The sequence below is a fragment of the Citricoccus muralis genome (genome assembly GCF_003386075.1).
In the GTDB taxonomy this organism is placed as follows: Bacteria; Actinomycetota; Actinomycetes; order Actinomycetales; family Micrococcaceae; genus Citricoccus; species Citricoccus muralis.
This window is the reverse complement of sequence record NZ_QREH01000001.1, coordinates 2,377,077-2,395,723: the sequence shown is the minus strand read 5'-3', so window position 1 is coordinate 2,395,723 and position 18,647 is coordinate 2,377,077. Positions and strand designations below refer to the sequence as shown.

General features: G+C 68.3%; 15 protein-coding genes. 7 read left to right on the top strand and 8 right to left on the bottom strand.

What is annotated here, in order from left to right:
- Positions 1-130: 130 nt before the first annotated feature.
- Positions 131-1,306 (top strand): Fic family protein, encoded by a 1,176-nt coding sequence (locus tag C8E99_RS10630; protein ID WP_170144582.1) that lies wholly within the window; start codon positions 131-133, stop codon positions 1,304-1,306.
- Here the strand turns inward: C8E99_RS10630 and C8E99_RS10625 are convergent.
- The 5 genes from C8E99_RS10625 to C8E99_RS10605 all read right to left on the bottom strand — a co-directional run bounded on the left by C8E99_RS10625 (position 1,296) and on the right by C8E99_RS10605 (position 9,923).
- Positions 1,296-2,606, bottom strand: coding sequence for a Wadjet anti-phage system protein JetD domain-containing protein (locus tag C8E99_RS10625; RefSeq protein ID WP_115932266.1), 1,311 nt, complete (start codon positions 2,604-2,606; stop codon positions 1,296-1,298). The two genes, C8E99_RS10630 and C8E99_RS10625, sit on opposite strands and share 11 nt — an antisense overlap.
- 11 nt (positions 2,607-2,617) lie before the next feature.
- A complete protein-coding gene (locus C8E99_RS10620) occupies positions 2,618-5,962 on the bottom strand; it encodes an ATP-binding protein (protein WP_115932265.1) in 3,345 nt (1,114 codons plus the stop codon).
- A complete protein-coding gene (locus C8E99_RS10615; RefSeq protein WP_115932264.1) occupies positions 5,959-6,693 on the bottom strand; it encodes a DUF4194 domain-containing protein in 735 nt (244 codons plus the stop codon). Before C8E99_RS10615 ends, C8E99_RS10620 begins: the two co-directional genes overlap by 4 nt.
- Positions 6,693-8,165, bottom strand: coding sequence for a DUF3375 domain-containing protein (locus C8E99_RS10610; RefSeq protein ID WP_115932263.1), 1,473 nt, complete (start codon positions 8,163-8,165; stop codon positions 6,693-6,695). The genes C8E99_RS10615 and C8E99_RS10610 overlap by 1 nt, the downstream gene beginning before the upstream one ends.
- Before the next feature lie 144 nt (positions 8,166-8,309).
- Positions 8,310-9,923: an AMP-binding protein gene (locus tag C8E99_RS10605; protein ID WP_115932262.1), complete on the bottom strand. Its 1,614-nt coding sequence runs from the start codon at positions 9,921-9,923 to the stop codon at positions 8,310-8,312.
- Between the two features lie 187 nt (positions 9,924-10,110).
- Between C8E99_RS10605 and C8E99_RS10600 the strand changes: the two genes are divergently transcribed.
- From C8E99_RS10600 to C8E99_RS10585, 5 genes are all read left to right on the top strand, one after another.
- A complete protein-coding gene (locus tag C8E99_RS10600; RefSeq protein ID WP_115932261.1) occupies positions 10,111-12,261 on the top strand; it encodes a heavy metal translocating P-type ATPase in 2,151 nt (716 codons plus the stop codon).
- 10 nt (positions 12,262-12,271) lie between these two features.
- The gene (locus tag C8E99_RS10595) at positions 12,272-12,802 is read left to right on the top strand and encodes a hypothetical protein (RefSeq protein ID WP_115932260.1); all 531 of its coding nucleotides are present in this window, start codon (positions 12,272-12,274) and stop codon (positions 12,800-12,802) included.
- Between the two features lie 104 nt (positions 12,803-12,906).
- A complete protein-coding gene (locus C8E99_RS16385) occupies positions 12,907-14,067 on the top strand; it encodes a CueP family metal-binding protein (protein WP_115932259.1) in 1,161 nt (386 codons plus the stop codon).
- A 42-nt stretch (positions 14,068-14,109) separates the two neighbouring features.
- Entirely contained in the window at positions 14,110-14,448 is a 339-nt protein-coding gene (locus C8E99_RS16040; protein WP_211309028.1) for a hypothetical protein, read from the top strand.
- Between the two features lie 116 nt (positions 14,449-14,564).
- Positions 14,565-15,437: a cytochrome P450 gene (locus tag C8E99_RS10585; protein ID WP_211309027.1), complete on the top strand. Its 873-nt coding sequence runs from the start codon at positions 14,565-14,567 to the stop codon at positions 15,435-15,437.
- Between the two features lie 59 nt (positions 15,438-15,496).
- On the opposite strand, the gene C8E99_RS10580 is transcribed toward C8E99_RS10585, so the two are convergent.
- The gene (locus C8E99_RS10580; protein WP_115932258.1) at positions 15,497-15,979 is read right to left on the bottom strand and encodes a pyridoxamine 5'-phosphate oxidase family protein; all 483 of its coding nucleotides are present in this window, start codon (positions 15,977-15,979) and stop codon (positions 15,497-15,499) included.
- 176 nt (positions 15,980-16,155) lie between these two features.
- Between C8E99_RS10580 and C8E99_RS10575 the strand changes: the two genes are divergently transcribed.
- The gene (locus tag C8E99_RS10575) at positions 16,156-17,694 is read left to right on the top strand and encodes an SDR family oxidoreductase (RefSeq protein ID WP_115932257.1); all 1,539 of its coding nucleotides are present in this window, start codon (positions 16,156-16,158) and stop codon (positions 17,692-17,694) included.
- Between the two features lie 40 nt (positions 17,695-17,734).
- On the opposite strand, the gene C8E99_RS10570 is transcribed toward C8E99_RS10575, so the two are convergent.
- Together C8E99_RS10570 and C8E99_RS10565 are read right to left on the bottom strand one after the other, a co-directional pair.
- Positions 17,735-18,217, bottom strand: a complete 483-nt coding sequence (locus C8E99_RS10570) for an FBP domain-containing protein (protein ID WP_115932256.1) — start codon at positions 18,215-18,217, stop codon at positions 17,735-17,737.
- 16 nt (positions 18,218-18,233) lie between these two features.
- The gene (locus C8E99_RS10565) at positions 18,234-18,611 is read right to left on the bottom strand and encodes a MarR family winged helix-turn-helix transcriptional regulator (protein WP_245952257.1); all 378 of its coding nucleotides are present in this window, start codon (positions 18,609-18,611) and stop codon (positions 18,234-18,236) included.
- Positions 18,612-18,647: the final 36 nt, after the last annotated feature.

Genomic DNA, 18,647 nt, shown 5'->3' with positions numbered 1-18,647 from the left:
AAGGTGTCGGTAAGCGTTAGTAATCACCGGTAACTTTGGAACGGCAGGTGGCATGGAGCAGGACTGGCCATCGCATGGCAGTGAACCCAGGAAGTGGACTTCCATGGTCCGTGGTCCCAAAGAAGACCGAATGTTCACCGATTTCTCGGCCTCCATTCCTCCGTTCATCGCAGACGAAGAGTGGATCCCAGCCGCGCCCTCGACGGGCATCAGTGACGAAGCGGTGGCCTCCATTGTCCGTCTGGACGCCACGGCCGGGAAGGTCCTTGCTCCCCTGACCTCGTTTCTCTTGCGCAACGAGGCTCAGTCCTCGTCCAAGATCGAGCAGGTGGTCACCACCCAGGTCGATCTGGCGAGGGCCATGCTCAATATCAAGGCCAGTGAAAGCGCACGGTCTACCGTGGCAGCAGCGGAAGCTATCAGCACGCTGATCCAGTCGGCTTCAGACGGTGATCCCGCAGATCCCTCGTCCCTCTGCGCATCTCACCTGTCCCTCATGAAAGATGACCCCCACGATGCCCACTACGCGGGTACTTTTCGTGACCTTCAGAACTGGATCGGTGGTTCGGACTACAGCCCGCGTGGTGCCGTCCATGTGCCCCCCGAGCCGGCGCGGGTTCTCGCCTTGATGGACGATCTCCGAAAATTCTGCCAACGAGACGATGTGCCGGTGCTGGCCCAAGCTGCCATTGCCCATGCTCAATTCGAATCGATTCATCCATTCACCGACGGCAACGGTCGTGTCGGCCGTGCGCTCATCAATGCCATTCTGCGGTCCAGAGGGCTGACCCGCACCGCTGTGATCCCTTTGGCATCCGCTTTCGCGGCACGCCGTGAGTGGTACTTCTCCTTGGTCAACTCCTACAGAGCCGGGAAGGCTGGGTTGTTCGTGGACTACCTGTCCCGCTGCGCCATCGTGGCGTGTCACGAAGCGGAAGAGTCCGCGGAGCTCCTCAGCAAGATGCCACCTCGATGGCGGGAAGCGGCAGATTCCCGTCGTGGATCAACGGCAGACAGACTAGTGGACGACCTTCTGGGCGTCCCGCTCCTAACCATCGAAACGGTTGTTCGCCGACTCGGTGTGTCCCGCACTGCTGCGACCACGGCAATAGCTCGCTTGGAGGATGCAGGCGTGCTCGTTCAGGTCGGACGTGGCCAGCGCAACCAGGCCTGGGCGGCAGAGGATGTACTGGACGAAACCGAGTCCCTGGTGCAACGGATTGAGGCCGATCGAGACCGGTTGTTGACGCCGCAGATTGCCGACCATCTTCGGCATGAGGGGCTGTTGGGTCCTCTCACCGGCTAGCGTCACTCGCGGACGGAGGTGCCCCGGTGAAACGCACATCTGGGGCAGATGGAGAAAACGACAGAGAGGGGATGAGGCGTTCCAGGGCATAAGTCCAGGGGACCCGTTCCTGTTCCAGCCTGACGTCTCCCTCCAAGCGGAGGCGTCCCAGGGTCCGTGATTCGGCGGCCGTCAGACTGGCCGGCTGGCCACGGGATGGCTGAGGTTCCGACACCCAGAGGTCCTCGAACGCCTCCAGGGTGGATTCGTCCATCAGCACGCTCTCGATCTGAGGTAGATGCACGCGGTAGCGATGCAAGATGGCGAAGCCGTGCGAGTCCAGGTCGCCCCAATAGATGATGGGCAGGTCGGCCAGCCAGGGCATGGTGACTGCGGCCGTATCGAAGCCACGGCCCCACATCGCCACAACACCGCGAGCGTCAGGCAGGCACAGCAACGTCTCCAGGTTTTCTACGATGAGGACACATTCGGGCCGCCAGGGAAGGGCTCTGGCCTGGGCCACGGGGACTTGCAGATCCTCCAGGCCGGCGGGGCGCAGCTCCGGGTCCAGGACGCGCATCCGGATCCTCGGGTCGGCGTCGACAATCCCGAGTCCGACGCCGACCGCGTCACCGGGTGCAACGGTGCCTCGTTCGGCCTCAGCAGCACCGGACGGGGGGCTGGCTTCGTCGGCTTCGATCGGGTCACCTTCCTTCCCACTACGCTGTGTCGCGTACAGAGCCCCGTGGAGGGCCGTCAGCACGGTACGGTGCGCGGAGAACCACTTCGAGTCCACGCCACGGATCGGCAATTGGCGTGGTCGCAGGCCCGCCACTCGGTGGGTGCCCAACCAGTCCGTGACACCTAGCAACCGATCGAAGTCGGCTTCAGGCAACGAGGTCAAACGGTCGGCGTACCGGCGAAGGACAGGGGAGAGCGAGTCGGAGGCAATGTTCGTCAGGGCCCGTATGCGCGTCGCCCGGGTCGCGAACAAGGTCCGGTTCCGGGCTTCCTGGCCACCCACCCAGCGGGCCAACGCATCGGGTGTCTGGGCTACCAATCGCACGGGAATCCGCTGGGTCCCGACGCTGCGCCAGGTCCGGTCTTCCCACTGCACGTTCATCCCCTCGGGCCAAGCGTGGCTGGCCCAGTGACGCACCCACGCCTCGGATGCGACTGGGTTGTCGAGGACTTGGCGTTCGGTGGGTGGATGAAGCGGCAACGCCCACACCGGAGACGACCACCCGTACAGAGTCCACTGCCGATGGGCAGCGACCAGTCGACGTCGGGCTTCGGACCGAGCCTCTTCCAAGGAAACCATGGGGGAGCGACTCATGAGTGGCCTCCGGACTCCCACGTGACGTCCGCGAGGCGGGTGAGACGACGGCTGGGGTTTTCCACTGTGGTGATCCCCCCGACGTAGGGCTCGATGGTCTGCAGCAGCTTCTGCGGGGTGGCCAGGACCATCTGAAAACCGAACTCCACGAAGACGTCCATGGCCATCCGGGTGTAGCGCACGTCGGCTTTGTCGAAGGCCTCGTCCAGTACCACGGTCCCATAGGCCGGCAGCGGGTCGTCCGGGGCTGCGAGCTGAAAGCGCAGGGCGGCCGCGAGGCAGAAGATCACCAGCTTCTGCTGCTGGCCGCCGGACATGGCGGCGCCGGAGTCGTAGCTGGCGTGGACCGTGCCGTGAGAGTCCACCTCGTCGGCCAAGAAGGTGACGTGTTCGCGGGTGTCCAGGCAGGCTTGCCGCCAGACCCGGTCCGCATGCTCGGAGGAGGCCAGCCTTTCCATCAGGGCGGCCAGGCGTCCGTACCGGGACTCCGCGGCGGCCAGGCCCTCGTCCGCCCAGGAGTGCTCGGCGACGGCGGCCAGATCCCCCATGAAACGCCGCACCGTCTCCGTGCGCCGGGTCTTCACCCGCAGTCGCAGGAACCGGTTCTCCTCGAAGGGGGAACGGGCCAGGGACTCGTTGATCGGCTCCACCCGATTTTCGATCTCTGCGGGGGCGGAGCGCAGCTCGCTGTTCAGCTCGCCGATCAGGGTGGAGGACCGCTCGTGCAGCAGTTGCTGGAAACGGGACTCGTGCTCCGGCAGCCCCTGGCCCACGATCCGGTCCAGAATGGCCAGATAGGTCCCCCGGTCCTCGACCCCCGGCTCGGCGTCCGCAGCCACGGACGGCCAGGCCTGGGAGAACTCTGTGGTGATCCGCATGCACGCGGAGGAGGCGCGCACGGACTCGTCCCGACTGACCTCCAGCTCGCGGCTGATCTCCCGAGAGACCTTCTGCGAGTCGTCCGGCAGGGTGGTCCGGGTGACGTTGCGCCGAACCCGGCGAAACCGGGTCTGAAGCTCCCGCTCGAGCACCGCCTCGACGGTGGTGTCCCCCGCGCCGAGGTCCATCAGTTCACGCCGCTCGGTATCCAGTCGAGCCTCGTCCTTCTCGGCCTGATAGAGGGTCAACCGCGCCTGTTCGGCCTCGGTTCGCGCCCGGCGTTCCCCGGCGGCGGCCTGCTGCTCCCGGACCCGGGCCGCCTGCAGGCCGACGTTCCCACCGGCCAGCTGCTCAAGCTGTGCCTCGAGTGACTCCGAGGCCCGGGCCACGGACCAGTGGTCCACGTCCTTCCACGGTGTCTCCCGGACGGCCTGCAGCGCGCTGCGCCGCTCGTTCTCGGTGCGCTGGTCGCGTTGCGCCTGCTCGACGACGGCCGCGGCCCGCCGATGCTCGGCCTCGGCCTCCGCGCGGGCGGCCAACAGGGCCTCCAGCTTCGCGGCCGGGTCTCCCAGTACCCAGCGGGAGCGGTCGTCGAGCCGGTGTCGGTCGTTCTTCTCATAGCCGGTGCGCGAGGACTTCACCTGCCCGGCCAGGGTCACGCCCCGCTCGTGGTCGTCGAGCTCATCGGCCGTCTGCACGCAGGCGAGGTCGAAGCGTGCGGACAGCCGGGCCTGCAGCCAGTCGTGGAACTCGCCGGGACGCACCTGTACCTTGTGCACCAGCGAGGCCTCCGATCGGGCCGGCCGGATGGCCTCCACGGCCGCAGTGATCTCCTCGTACCGCAGTCGCAGTCCCAGGTGGCGGCCGTCGATCCAGGACCGGGCGGCCCGCAGCAACCGGGCCGGCACCAGCAGCGTCAGGGACAGCGGGGACAGGACGCGCTCGATGGCGCCGGCCCAGCGTTCCTCGCCTGAGGCGACCTCCAGTAGCTCGGCGGCATACGGCAGGGCCGACGTCGGCACTCCGAGCTCACCGGCCAGGCGCTCCCGGACCTCCAGTAGCTCAGCCGGCACGGCGCTGGCACCGCCGCGCAGGGCCGCCACATCCGCGTCGATGGTCTTCAACCGGGCGTGGGATTCGAAGGCGGCCCGGTTCTGCTCGTAGCTGGGACCGGTGTGTTCCGCGGGCTGCTCGGCCTGCCGGTCGATCTCGACCAGCAGCTCGGCGAACTCGGCCGCCGTCGCCGGGGTACGCCCGATGCCGGCCCGCTCCAGGCGCGCCTGCAGGGTCTCCCAGCGGTTCCGGACCTCATCGAACTGGCGCCGCTGGTCTTCGAGCTGGCGCTGGACCTCGTCGAGGCGTCCGCCGCCGGCCTCCGAGAGCAACAGCTGCGCCGTCAGGTGCGCCTCGCGGGCCTGTTCGTGCTCTGTCTCAGTCTGCTCGTGTGCACCCCGGAGTCCGTGGAGCGATTCGCGCAACTGCAGGTGCTCCTTCTGCACCAGGTCCAACTGGAGCATCTGCTGGAAGGGGTGGACGGCGTCCTGCAGGGCGCGGAGACGCCCGGACCTCGCCTCGGCGCTGTCATAGGCCGCGGCGGCGGTGCGCAGGTGCTCGAGGTGGTCGCGCTGGCGGCGCAGGTCCACCACATGCTCGTAGGCGGTGCGCAGGGCCCCGAACTCGTCCACGGCCTTCTCGGCCATGCCGAAGGTGGCCGGGCGCTCCAGCATGTGGTTGCGGAACAGCTGGTCCAGGGAGTCCAGGCCCTTGGCCGACTGGGTGCGGTGCAGCAGCTGCAGGGCGGCGGCGTCCCGGATGCCGAACACGGATCGCAGCCGGGCGTAGAACTGTCCGTGGGAGGTGTTCGTGGTGACCACGGCGTTCGGCCAGTTCGACTGCACCTTGCGGGTCTGGATGCCTTGCGCCACGAAGGGCTGAAGCTCCGTCAGATCCACGGCGGAGTGCTCCAGCAGGCACAGGTCTTTCATGTCCGCCCGGGTGGAGGCGGTGCCGCGCAGGAAGAACAGCCGGCACAGGGAGATCGTCTTGGCGTCCTTGCCGGTCCCGTTCTCGTAGCGCAGGATGATTCCGCTCCAGGTGGCCCGAGGTCGCAGATAGGAGGAGACCACCCGGTCCTCTGCCTCGTCTTGGGTGCGCGTCCAGGCCCCGCGGATGTAGGAGATCAGGTTGCGGGTGGCGTCCCGCCCGACTGAGCCCTGCGCGGCCTGGTTGAAGCGCAGCCACTGGTCCGGGGTGAGCACTGCGGCGATGGCGTCCAGGATGGAGGATTTGCCGGAGCCGGAGGGTCCGGTGATCAGGTGGCCCTTCCGGGCGACGGGCAGGCGGTAGATGCCGCCGTCCAAGGTGCCCCAGTTGGCCACCTGCACTTCGGCCAGCCGCCACTGGGCCGCACCGGTGGCCGCGCTGGAAGCGCTGAAGTCCAGGGTGGGCTGGTCCGTGGTCATGGCGTCCCCTCGGTCGTGGTGTCATCGGGATGTCCGGACTCAGGCTCAGGTTCCGGATCGGGGCGCGCGTCAGAGTCCGCAAGCCCCCGGTAGAGCTCGGTGAAGGAGCGGGCCTGTTCGTGGTCCACCATGATCTTCAGCACCGGAGAGATCTCGGCCCGGCCCTCCTCCACCTTGTGCAGGACGTTGAACTTGTTGTGCATCTTGGTCCACGAGCTGTTCAGGCGCTTCGCCCAGGTGGACTCGTCGCCTTGGCTGTACACGGAGAGCTGTCCGAAGACATCGGTCTGGCCGGCGATGACCCGTTGCTCGCCGGCGGCCATCAGCAGTTGCTGCCGCAACACCAGCAGCATGGCCGTGTCCAGGAACGTCAGGGCCTCCGTGCGCAGCGCCGCCGGGACCTGCAGTTCGCCCGTGGAGACCTTGCGCGTGAAAGCGAACTCCTCGGTGTGGTCGATGACCAGCTCCAGGAACAGGTCGTGCAGCCGGGAGCGGATCGGCCCCTCATCCGCCACCAGTGCCTGCCACAACTGGGGCCGGCGCCGGCCGGAGAGGTACGGGCCCTTGAGCAGGTCCAGCAGGGCCCGCCGCGAGGCCTCGCCCAGAGTGCCGGTGTCCCCGGACCACAGGCTGTCACCGGCTGCCTGCTCCGGCGAGGCTGTGTCCGGATCACCCGAGCCCGTGCCCCGCTCGGCCGCCGGGCCGGAAGTGAGTTCGTGGTCGGAGTACATCAGCGGATCCTCCCGGTGAAGGCGTGGTGCTGGACGCGGGCACGGCGGGTCCGGCCGTCGTCCCCGTCCCACTGGATGGGTTCGGTGCGGTCCTCGTCCACGGTGCCGTGGCGGGCGGCCAAGGACATCAGGCCGACCACACTGGCGGCCCCCTGGGTGGCGGGGAAGCGCTCCAGCACGGTGGCAACGGAAACGCCGGCCGACCGCTCGGACTGCGGCATGCCGCCCAGCACGGTGTTGACGTTGTCCTCGAGCTCGACAAAGTCAATTTCCGTCTGCCGAGCGAGTTCACGCAGTGTCTCCACGTCCACCAGGGCGAGCGGTGCATCGTCCAAGACCGGGCCGGCGTCGTAGTCCGAGGGGTCGTAGAGGCCGATCTCACCCACCGAGGACCACTGCATGCCGGTCATCTGCAGGTCCATCCCGGTTCGCTGGTAGGGCTGGATGGAGTCCGCGGCGGGGACGGCCGCAGCGAGGGCCTCCTGGAGCGCGAGCCTCAACTGCCGGTCACGCTGGTACTCCAGGGACAGCACGTAGCGGCGCAAACCGCGGGCAAACTCGGCGAGGCTGTCCTGCACCGTGCGGGATCCGTCCTTCAGCGTGCGCAGCAGCCCGCGCAGGGTGGAACGGGAGGCGGTGGGCAGGCTCCGAGTGAAGTCCCGATCGAGGATGGCCCGTAGGTCGGCCTCGAAGGACGCGGAGACCTCCGGATCGCGGACCAACCGGGAGAAGGCGGCGAAGGTCTGACCCTCATCCGAGGACTCGATGAGGTCCACACCGCGGAACACCTCGTCCAGCACGCCGCCGGGCAGGTCGTCACCGGTGAGGATGTTGACCCGCAACTCGTGGTTGAGCTGCTCGAACCGTGACCTGACGCGAGCGAAATCCGTGGGGAGGTCCTCGGCCTGGGTCAGGATGTCCTCCACCCGCTCCAGGGCCCGGCGGGAATCCAGGACGTCCGCCTCGCCGGACTGGACGCGGCGGATACGATCGTCCAGCTCCTCGCGCTCGGCCTGCAGTGCGGCCAGCCGGGAGCCGATGTCCGGGTCCGTGGCAATGGTCAGTTGCCGCAGGGCTCCGGTGAGTGAGACGAGGCGGGACTCGGTGGCGGTGGCCCTCGGTGAAATCAGCTCCTCGATGATCCGCAGCCCGTGGCGGGCCTGCGGCGTGAGCTCGTAGGTCTCGCCGCGGGCGTCGGAGGCCGGCCGGCGCAGCAGCAGACCGGCCTGCCGCCAGTCGTCGCAGTAGGCCTTCGCGGTGCGCTCACCGAGGTCGAGATGTGTGCGCAGGGTGTCCAGCTCGGCGTCGACGGCCTCGTGCAGGTCCTGCGTGGGTACCTTGGCGTTGGGTGCGGCCAGGTACTCGGCAAGCACCCCCGCCAGCAAGGGCAGGGAATCCATTCGCAACATGCGCAACGTGGTGTCCTCCCGTAGGAGGCGCTGGACCGTGAGGGCCCGGACGAGGGACGGCATGGTCTCAGTCTGTCAGGCACTCCGGACGCGGTGGCACCCGTGGCGAGGAACCCTCCATCGAAGTCGCAGGAATTGGACCCTGTGGGAGGGAACCGGGGCCAATTCGTCCTACCTCGATGAAGGCTGGCTGGCCGGGCAGTACAGCTAGCCCAGCAGGTCCATCGCCTGCGCGCGCAGATCCACCTTGCGGACCTTGCCGGTGACCGTCATGGGGAACTCCTCGATGACCTGCACGTAGCGGGGCACCTTGTAGTGGGCGATCTTCCCGGAGCAGAACTCGCGCAGTGAGGCGGCGGTCGGTTCCGGGGCACCCTCACGGACCCGGATCCAGGCCATCAACTCCTCGCCGTACTTCTCGTCCGGCACCCCGACCACCTGGGCGTCCACGATGTCCGGGTGCGTGTAGAGGAACTCCTCGATCTCGCGCGGGTAGATGTTCTCCCCGCCGCGGATCACCATGTCCTTGATGCGGCCGGTGATCTGCACGTAGCCGTCCGCGTCCATGAGGCCGATGTCCCCGGTGTGCATCCAGCCTTCGGTGTCGATCGCCTCGGCGGTCTTGTCCGGATCGTTCCAGTAGCCCTTCATCACGGAGTAGCCCAGGGTCTGCAGCTCGCCGGCCTCCCCGCGGGGCAACACCTCGCCGGACACCGGATCCACCACGCGGACCTCGAGGTGGGGCCCCACGCGCCCCACGGTGCCGACGCGCTGGTCCAGGCTGTCCCCCGCGGTGGTCTGGAGGGAGACCGGTGAGGTCTCCGTCATGCCGTAACAGATGGAGACGTCCCGCATGTTCATCTGCTCGATCACCTGGCGCATCACGTGCTCGGGGCAGGGGGAGCCGGCCATGATGCCGGTGCGCAGGGTGGAGAGGTCGTAGGAGGCGAAATCCTCCAGTCCGAGCTCGGCGATGAACATGGTCGGCACCCCGTACAGGGAGGTGCAGCGCTCGGTGGCCACGGCGTGCAGGCTGGCGGTGGGGTCGAATCCCGGGGCCGGGATGACCATGGCTGCCCCGTGGGTGGTGCACGCCAGGTTGCCCATCACCATGCCGAAGCAATGGTAGAAGGGCACCGGGATGCAGACGCGGTCGGCCTCGGTGTACTGCACGCGCTCGCCGACGAAGAAGCCGTTGTTGAGGATGTTCCGGTGGGACAGGGTGGCCCCCTTGGGGAAACCCGTGGTGCCGGAGGTGTATTGGATGTTGATGGGGTCGTCCGGGGTCAGGTGCGCGGCGATCCGTTCCAGGCGGACCGGGTCTGCGTCCGTGCTGGCCAGCCGGTTCCAGTCCTCGCCGCCGATGATCACCACGTCCTGCAGCTCCGGGCAGTCGGGCCGGACCTGGGTCAGCATCGCCGCGTAGTCCGAGGTCTTGAACGAGCTCGCCGCCACCACGGTGCGGATCCCGGACTGGTTGAGCACGTACTGCAGCTCCTCCGTCCGGTAGGCCGGATTGATGTTCACCAGGATCGCGCCCATCCGCGCCGTCGCATACTGCGTCAGCGTCCATTCCGGCAGGTTCGGCGCCCAGATCCCCACCCGGTCACCCGCCTCGATGCCCATCTCCAACAGTCCGGTGGCCACGCGGTCGACGTCGGCCGCGAACTCCGCGTACGTCCAGCGCCGTCCGCTCGGCACGTCCACCAGCGCTTCACGCTCGCCGAAGGCGGCGACGGTTCGGGCCAGGTTCGCGCCGATGGTCTCCTCCAGGAGGGGAGTGCTGGTCTCGCCGCGGTCATGGGACAGCTGGGTGGTCATGGGACTCCTGTCAGCGGGTGTGATCGGGATCACGAGGATCGGTCGATGCCGACTCTAGTTACTGATCGCTAACTGGTCTAGCGGCAATGGGACTCGCGGACTTAATCTTGATTCAGATACCCCCCAGGGGTATGGTGGGCGCGACAGGCCCCCCTTGGGCGTGGCATCAGGACCGGAAGGAACGACGATGAGCGGACACGACCCTCTCGATCAGCACGCTGGTCACGATCACGGCGATCACAGTGGACACGGTGTCGACGGCGGCCATGCCGAACACGGCGGCCACGACCACTCGCACCATGTCGATCAGTTCCGCCGCCTGTTCTGGATCATGCTCGTGGTGGGCCTCCCCGTGGTCGCCACCTCGCCCATGTTCGGCATGATCCTGGGCTACGAGGTCCCCGGCTGGGCCGCCTGGATCGCCCCGGTGCTCGGCACCGTGATGTATGTCTGGGGCGGCCGGCCCTTCCTCACCGGCGCCGTCGATGAACTCCGCCAACGCCAACCGGGAATGATGCTGCTCATCGGGCTCGCCATCACGGTGGCCTTCCTGGCCTCCTGGGGTGCCACCCTCGGTCTGCTGCACCACCAGCTTGAGTTCTGGTGGGAGCTGTCCCTGCTGATCGTCATCATGCTGCTGGGCCACTGGGTGGAGATGCGCTCGCTGGCCCAGACCACCTCCGCCCTCGATTCCCTGGCCGCGCTGCTTCCTGACGAGGCGGAGAAGGTGGACGGGGCCGACGTCGTTAAAATAGCGCCGGCCGAACTGCGTCACGGGGATGTGGTCATCGTCCGGCCCGGCGGCCGGGTCCCAGCCGACGGCACCGTGGTGGACGGCTCGGCGTCCATGGATGAGTCGATGATCACCGGCGAGTCGGCCACCGTACGCCGGTCCGAGGGCGATTCCGTGGTGGCCGGCACCGTCGCCACGGACTCGGGGATTCGCGTGGAGGTGACCGCCGTCGGCGAGGACACCGCCCTGGCAGGTATCCAGCGGCTCGTCACGCAAGCCCAGTCCTCGTCCTCGCGTGCCCAGCGATTGGCGGACAAGGCGGCAGCCTGGCTGTTCTGGTTCGCGCTCGGGGCCGCTGCCCTCACCGCGATCGTCTGGACCGCCCTCGGGCTGCCGGACGAGTCGGTCGTCCGCACCATCACGGTGTTGGTCATCGCCTGCCCGCACGCCCTCGGCCTCGCCATCCCGCTCGTCGTCTCGATCGCCACCGAGCGGGCGGCCCGCGGCGGTGTGCTCGTCAAGGACCGGCTCGCGCTGGAGGCCATGCGCACCGTGGACACCGTGCTGTTCGACAAGACCGGCACCCTGACCAAGGGTTCTCCGGCTGTCACCGGCGTGGAACCGGCCACCGGGTACGACGCCGGCCGCCTCCTGGCGCTCGCGGCCGCGGCCGAGGCGGATTCAGAGCACCCGCTGGCGCGGGCCATCGTCGCTGCGGCGGTTGAGCGGGGCCTGGAGGTGCCCGCCGCGAGCGGTTTCTCCTCCTCCCCGGCGGTCGGGGTGCGGGCCGACGTCGTGATCGGCGGCGACGGAGAAGGAAACGTGGACGGGGACGCTGACGGTGACCGGCGCAGGGCCGGGGCCGGCGCCCACACCGTGATGGTGGGTGGGCCGTATCTGCTGGAACAGGAGGGGCTGACCGAACTGCCGATCGCCGACGACTGGCGTGAGGAGGGGGCGATCATCCTGCACGTGCTCGTGGACGGCCAGGTGGCCGGCGCGCTGAGACTGGCCGATGAGATCCGGCCCGAGTCCCGGGACGCGGTGGCCGGCATGCGGGGCCGCGGCGTCCAGGTCGTCATGATCACCGGCGACGCCGAAGCCGTGGCGGCCGCCGTGGCCGGAGAGCTGGGCATCGAGCGCTACTTCGCCGGGGTGCGGCCGGAGGACAAGTCCGCCAAAGTCAAGCAGTTGCAGGATGAAGGCGGCAAGGTGGCCATGGTCGGAGACGGCGTCAACGATGCCCCGGCGCTGGCCCAGGCCGACGTCGGGATTGCGATCGGTGCCGGCACAGACGTGGCGATCGCCTCGGCCGGCGTGATCCTGGCCTCCGACGACCCCCGTGCGGTGCTGTCCGTGGCGGAGCTGTCCCGTGCCAGCTACCGGAAGATGAAGCAGAACCTGTGGTGGGCCGCCGGATACAACCTGTTCGCCGTCCCCCTGGCCGCCGGCGTCCTCGCGCCGATCGGATTCGTGCTGCCCATGAGCGTCGGGGCGATCCTGATGTCCCTGTCCACCGTGGTGGTGGCGCTGAATGCCCAGTTGCTGCGGAAGGTGGACCTGCGGCCGGAGGCGGTGGCCGGTGGTACGGGCGCAGGATCCTAGACTGGACGCCGTGTTCACCCTGTCCAGCGCATCGAGCAGGAGCCACCTGCGAGCGGGCTCGCGTCCTGTCCTGCGGGCCGGACTTTTGGCTCTATTGGTGGCGCTCGGGTTCTTGGCCATGCACACCATGCATGGGCAGGCAGTCGTGGCGGGATCGGACGTGGTCCAGGGCACCTCAGTCCATGCCGACCACGCGGCGGGTTCCCCTGCCATGGGGCACTACGGTGACGGGCGCGCTGTGTCCGTGGCCGGCGTCGGGATGCACCGTGCCGATGGCACAGCGGGCAGCACGACCGCTGCGGCCACGGGCGACGGCGGCGTGACGGGAGACCTTGATTGCGAGGGCTGCCCTGCCGCCCATCTCGGCCTGGCGATGACCTGCCTGGTGGCGTTGCTGCTGGTGCTCTTCGTGCTGACACCGCCACGCCTGCAGCGGGTCTCGTTCGGCCAGCGGCCGCGCGCCGGACCGAAGGCGGGGCCGGCGCGCCAAGCCGCTCCTAGGCCACCGTCCCTTCAGGTTCTCTGCATCAGTCGGACGTGAGTGGCTGGCATCCACGCTCCGCGCGGATGCCTGAGCCCTCTGTGCCCGGCCGACCGATCGGCCGGGGACGCCCCCGATCGACCACTGCAGAGACGAGATCCACCATGAACACCACCCTGAAGAAGAACACCCTCATCCTGGGCGCGGCCCTCGCCGCGGCGCTGACCCTGGGCAGTTGTGCCGGGGACACCGGGACGGGGCCGAGCGACAGCCCCGGCGCGTCATCGACCGAGGCGCCAGCCGTCTCCAGCGAGGAGGCGGGCCAGGCGGACGTCATGTTCGCGCAGATGATGGTCCCGCATCACGAACAGGCCGTCGAAATGTCCGACATCTTGCTGGCCAAAGACGGTCTGACGCCGGAGGTCGCCGCCCTGGCTGAGGAGATCAAGGCCGCGCAGGCCCCGGAGATCCAACAGATGAACGCGTGGCTTGAGGACTGGGACGTGGATCCGCAGGCGGCGGACCACGGCTCCATGGACCATGGCGGCATGGACGGCATGTTGGCCCCTGCCGAGCTCGAGAGGCTGGAACAGGCTGACACGGCGGAGGCGACCCGCCTGTACCTCGAGGGCATGATCGAACACCACCAGGGGGCCGTGCAGATGGCCGAGGATGAGGTCGCGAACGGACAGCATCCGGAGGCCGTCGCGCTGGCCGAAGCCATCATCGAGACCCAGAACGCCGAGATCCGCGAGATGCAGGAACTGCTTGAAGCCGGACCGGCTGCGGCAGGTCGAGACGGTGCCGCCGGCTCGGATTCCCCCGTGGTGGGCGATCCGGACCTGCTGGCCGATCACGACTTGGCCGGTCTGGACGCCCGAACGATCATCGAGCGGCTGGATACCCAGGCCGTGGCCGAACGGCCTACCGATCTGGTGGCATCGGTCCAGCCGGAACAGCTGATCGTGGCCGACGATCGTGGTCGGCAGGCAGCGGTGCCGATGCCGGCGGACGAGGTCTACGTCTCCGCGGCGCCGTACGTGTCGCAGACGCACCAGTGCCACTTCCACAGCCTGACGACGTGCCTCGGTGAGCTCCAGAACCAGGATGTGCGCGTCACTGTCGTGGACAACGCAACCGGAGAGGTCATCGTCGAGGAACGGCTCCAGACCTTCGACAACGGTTTCGTGGGGCTGTGGCTCCCGAGGGGGATCGACGCGGAGCTGACGGTGGAGCATGACGGCAAGACGGCGACATCGATGGTCTCCACCCGCAACGCCGACGACCCGACGTGCCTGACGGATCTTCAACTGACCAGCACCTGACCGGTATTGCCGGGGCCATGACCGCCGTGGAAGTCTGGCGTCATGCCTGAAGCAACGCCGAATGTGCCTGCCGCAACCGTGCCGAGCCTTGGCCCGGTGGACCAGGCCCGCGTCCTCACGCGGGTGCTTCTCGGTCCGGTCATCAAGGGGCCGATCGTCCGCAGACCGAAGGCGGTGGGGCTGGCCGAGCGGATCGACGCGGACGCCGCAGGCGTTGCCGAGATGCAGCGCCTGCGGTCCCGACACGGGGCCGGGCCGGTGCAGTTGCGACTGCCGGGCCGGAGGATCGCGCTGCTCCTGGATCCGGAGGACGTGCACCGGGTCCTCAATGGCAGCCCCGAGCCGTTCTCGCCCGCCACGCTGGAGAAGCGTGGGCCCTGAACCACTTCGAGCCGGGCAGCTCGCTGGTCTCCTCGGCGCAGCAGCGGCTGTCCCGCCGCCCGTTCAACGAGCAGGTCCTGGAGACTGAGCGTCCCGCTCACAGCCACGCCGAGCAGATGAACGCCATCATCACCGAGGAGGTGGAGGCCCTGCTGGGGCAGGCGGACTTCACCGGCACCCTGGATTGGGACGGCTTCGCGGTGATGTGGGGCCGGATGGTCCGGCGCATCGTGCTGGGGGACAGTGCCCGCGATGATGAGCGGGTCACCGAGGACCTGCGCCGGCTGCGGAAGCGCGGCAATCTCTCCTACCTCATGCCCCAGAACCGGCGACTGCGGGAGAGGTTCCTCGGGCGGCTGCAGGAATACGTTGACCGGGCGGAGCCGGGCAGCCTGGCGGCGATGGTCGCGCAGACCCCGGCACCAGAGGACGCCCAGCCCGTCCAGCAGATGCCGCAGTGGCTGTTCGCCTTCGACGCCGAAGCCTGGGCCACCTTCCGAGCCCTCTCACTGGCGGTGGCCCATCCCGGCGCTGCGGACGAGGCCCGGGCGGAGATGTCCCAGGCACCGGACCTGCCCTACCTGCGAGCCACTGTGTTGGAGTCGCTGCGGCTGTGGCCGACCACGCCACTGGTCCTCCGGGACACCACCGCTGAGACGCGCTGGCGCAACGGGACCCTGCCCGCCGGCACCGCACTGGTGATCTTCGCGCCCTTCTGCCACCGCGACGACGCCACGTTGCCGGAGGCGCACCGGTTCAGTCCCGACCTGTGGATGCGGGACCGGGATGACAGCGACTGGCCGCTCGTGCCGTTCAGCGGCGGACCCGGCATGTGCCCGGGACGCAACGTGGTCCTGCTGACCTCTTCCCTGGTCTTGGGCGAGCTGCTGAATCGGCGTGATCTGACGGCGGGAAAGCCGCTGGATACCGGCCACCTGCCCGGTACCCTCAGCCCGTTCTCTTCCACCTTCACCGTTCGCCGCCGCTGAGACCGGATACCACCCAGCCGATGCCGGGACAGGGGCCCGGCACCGGCTGGATGCCGGTCTCAGAGATCGACGGTGTTGCTCTCGCCGGGGCGTGCCGGCCGGTCACCGACCATGCCCTTGATGACCTCCACGGCCGTGGCCGGCAGGCCCGGGGAGTCCCAGTACTCGCCCGAGTCCGGGTCGACCTTCAGCAACACGATGTCCGGGTCCTCGGGCTTCGACTCGCCGAAGAACGCCTCCGTGGCCTTGGACCAGTAACGCTTCTTGCGCTCCACGTCACCCTCCACGGTGGCGGTGCCGGTGATCGAGGCCCAGAAGCCTTTCTCGGCGACGCTGACGTTGACCGGCTGGCTCCCGGACACTTCGCCGATCTTCGGCGTGCTGACCCGGGTGATGAACCAGATGGCGTGGTCCGCCTCGATCTCCTGGATCGCCATCGGCCGGCTGACGATGCGCCCATCGGCATCAGTCGTGGCCAGCATGGCCACGCCCGCCTTCTCGGTCTTCTCCAACAGGGTCTTCACGGGATCCTCGTCAACCATGGTTCCTCCTCGGTGGTGTCGATCCGACTGGTCCGCGGACCATCGGGTGGGTGCGGCCAGTCCAACACAGAGGGCACGGAGCACAACAGGGGTGCGGGTTGCTCGGGCCGCATGTACGGGAAGCTCCCAGCCGGAAACCGTATTCAGCTCGCCAGGTGGCCCGTACGGTGGGGCCCATGACTTCCGAACCACTGTCCCCGCTGCAACTGTCCCTTCCGGCCGGAGCGGGTCGCCGCGTGCTGGTCACCGGAGCCACCGGTTACGTGGGCGGCCGGTTGATCCCCGAGCTGCTGGCCTCCGGGTTCACGGTGCGGGCCACGGCCAGGAACGTGGAGAACCTGTCCCAGCGGCCCTGGGCCGGGTCGGTGGAGACGGCCCAGGCGGACCTACAGGACGGTGAGCAGGTACGGGCGGCGATGCAGGACGTGCACACCGTGCTGTACCTGGTGCACTCCATGGGTTCTGGCCCGGACTTCATGGAACGAGAGTCGGCGATGGCGCGCACCGTAGCGCAGGCCGCCGCCGAGGCCGGCGTCCACCAGATCGTCTTCCTGGGCGGGCTGCATCCGGACAAGCCGCTGGAGGAACTCTCGGACCACATGCGCTCCCGCGAACAGGTGTCCCGCATCCTGTTGGCCGGCGAGGTCCCCACGCTGGTGTTCGAGGCGGGGGTGATCATCGGCTCGGGCTCGGTGTCTTTCGAGATGATCCGACACCTGGCCGAACGGCTGCCGGTGATGCCCGGGCCCAGCTGGCTGGCCAACAGCATCGAGCCGATCGCCATCCGGGATGTGCTGTACTACCTGGCCCACGCCTGCGCGCTGCAAGAACCGGTCAACCGCGCCTTCGACATCGGCTGCGGGCAGGCACAGTCCTTCGCTACCATGCTGACGGAGTACGCCGACGTCGCAGGCCTCTCGCCTCGCAAGGTCTATGCCCTGCCCATTCCGGCACAGCAGCTCTCCGGGTTCTGGATCGGCGTCGTCACCCCGATACCGCGGGGCATCGCCATGCCCCTGTCCGCCTCGATGGCCGAGGACGCCGTGAGCGAGGAACACGACATCGCCGAGCTGATCCCCGACCCGCCCGAGGGGCTGACGGGCTTCCGGGAGGCCTGCCGGCGGGCGATCGAACGCCAGCGCACGGGGACCGTGGACCAGACCTGGGATGACGACGTCTTGGCGACGATGGCGCTCGATCCGGCCGAACCGCTGCCCTCGGACCCGGAGTGGGCGGGGAACACCGTCTTCACGGACGTCCGGGAACGTGACGGCGAGGCTCCGCCCGAGGCGGTCTGGCGGGTGGTGGAGTCCATCGGTGGTCAGAACGGCTGGTATTCGGCACCGGTGCTGTGGCGGATCCGCGGGCTGATGGACCAGATGATGGGCGGCTACGGGCTGGCACGTGGCCGGCGGGACGCCCAGCAGTTGCGCGTCAATGACTATGTCGACTGGTGGCGCGTGGAGAAGATCGAGCCCGGACGCTCGGTCACACTGCGGGCAGAGATGCGGGCCGGCGGCCGGGCCTGGCTGCAGTTCAGTGTGGAGGGGCGCGACGGCGGCGGGTCACGTCTGCGCCAGCGTGCGGTGTTCTTCCCCTCCGGCCTGGCCGGCCGGGCCTATTGGCGGGCCATCCAGCCGTTCCACGCCCTTGTCTTCCCGACGATGGCCAAGAACATCATGGCCGCGGCCGCTCCCCAGCCCAGCAGGCCCTAGCCCCGATCGCCGGCGACGGTTGACTCGGATCGCGAAGGAGTCACAGGTTCATCGCGAACGCGGCGGCCTTCTGCTGCAATTGCATGATCCGGGTGTTCCGGGCCGCCTCCATGTCATAGCCCTGATAGGGCAGAGGCGGATCACGGCGCACGTTCTCCGAACAGTTGAAGTCCCGGCAGACATAGGTCCCCACGGTGTTCCCCTGCCTGCCGGCCGCACCGGAACGCTTGGCCCCGTAGAAGACCACCTCACTGTTGAGCCAGACATCCTCACACCATGCGCACATCATCCTCAGGCCCACGGAGGCTTCGGCTTGCCTGAACATGATGCCGACCAGACGTCCAGTCTCGACGGGGATGACGGCGTAGGCGCGGCCGGGGAGTTTGGGATCCCTCCATCCGAGGTAGTCGAGGGACTCCCAGAGAGTCGACGCCCACGTCGGCGGGAGGTTCGCATCGGTCCGCTCACGCCGGGAGGCATTAACGAAGGAAGAGCGGATGGCCTCTTCCGTGAGAGCGATCATGGCCGGGAATTCCCTCCTATGGGTCTGGTGTGTCGTCAACGACCTCCGGGTCGAGGCAGTCCGTCATCGATTCTAGGAAATCCGTGACGGCCTGGCGGGACTCCTCGGGGACGCCGTGGGCGATCTCCAGCATCCGCTGGTGCATGTCCGTCAGCCACTCACGGATCTCCGCATGGGCGTGTCCGGTGGCCGTCACGATCACCGAACGTCGGTCGTCGGGGTGGGGGTGGCGTTGGACGTGGCCGGACTCGCTGAGGCGGTTGAGCAGTTTGGCCGTGGACGCCGTCGAGATGTCCAGGTGGGTCGCAAGCTCCCTGGCCGTCACCGATGCCCCTGCTGCGTTGTGCGCGATGATGTGGCGCAATGCCTCGACGTCCGTGGCGTTCAGATCCATGTCCGAGCTCATGCGCCGTCGCATTCGCTGGTCTGC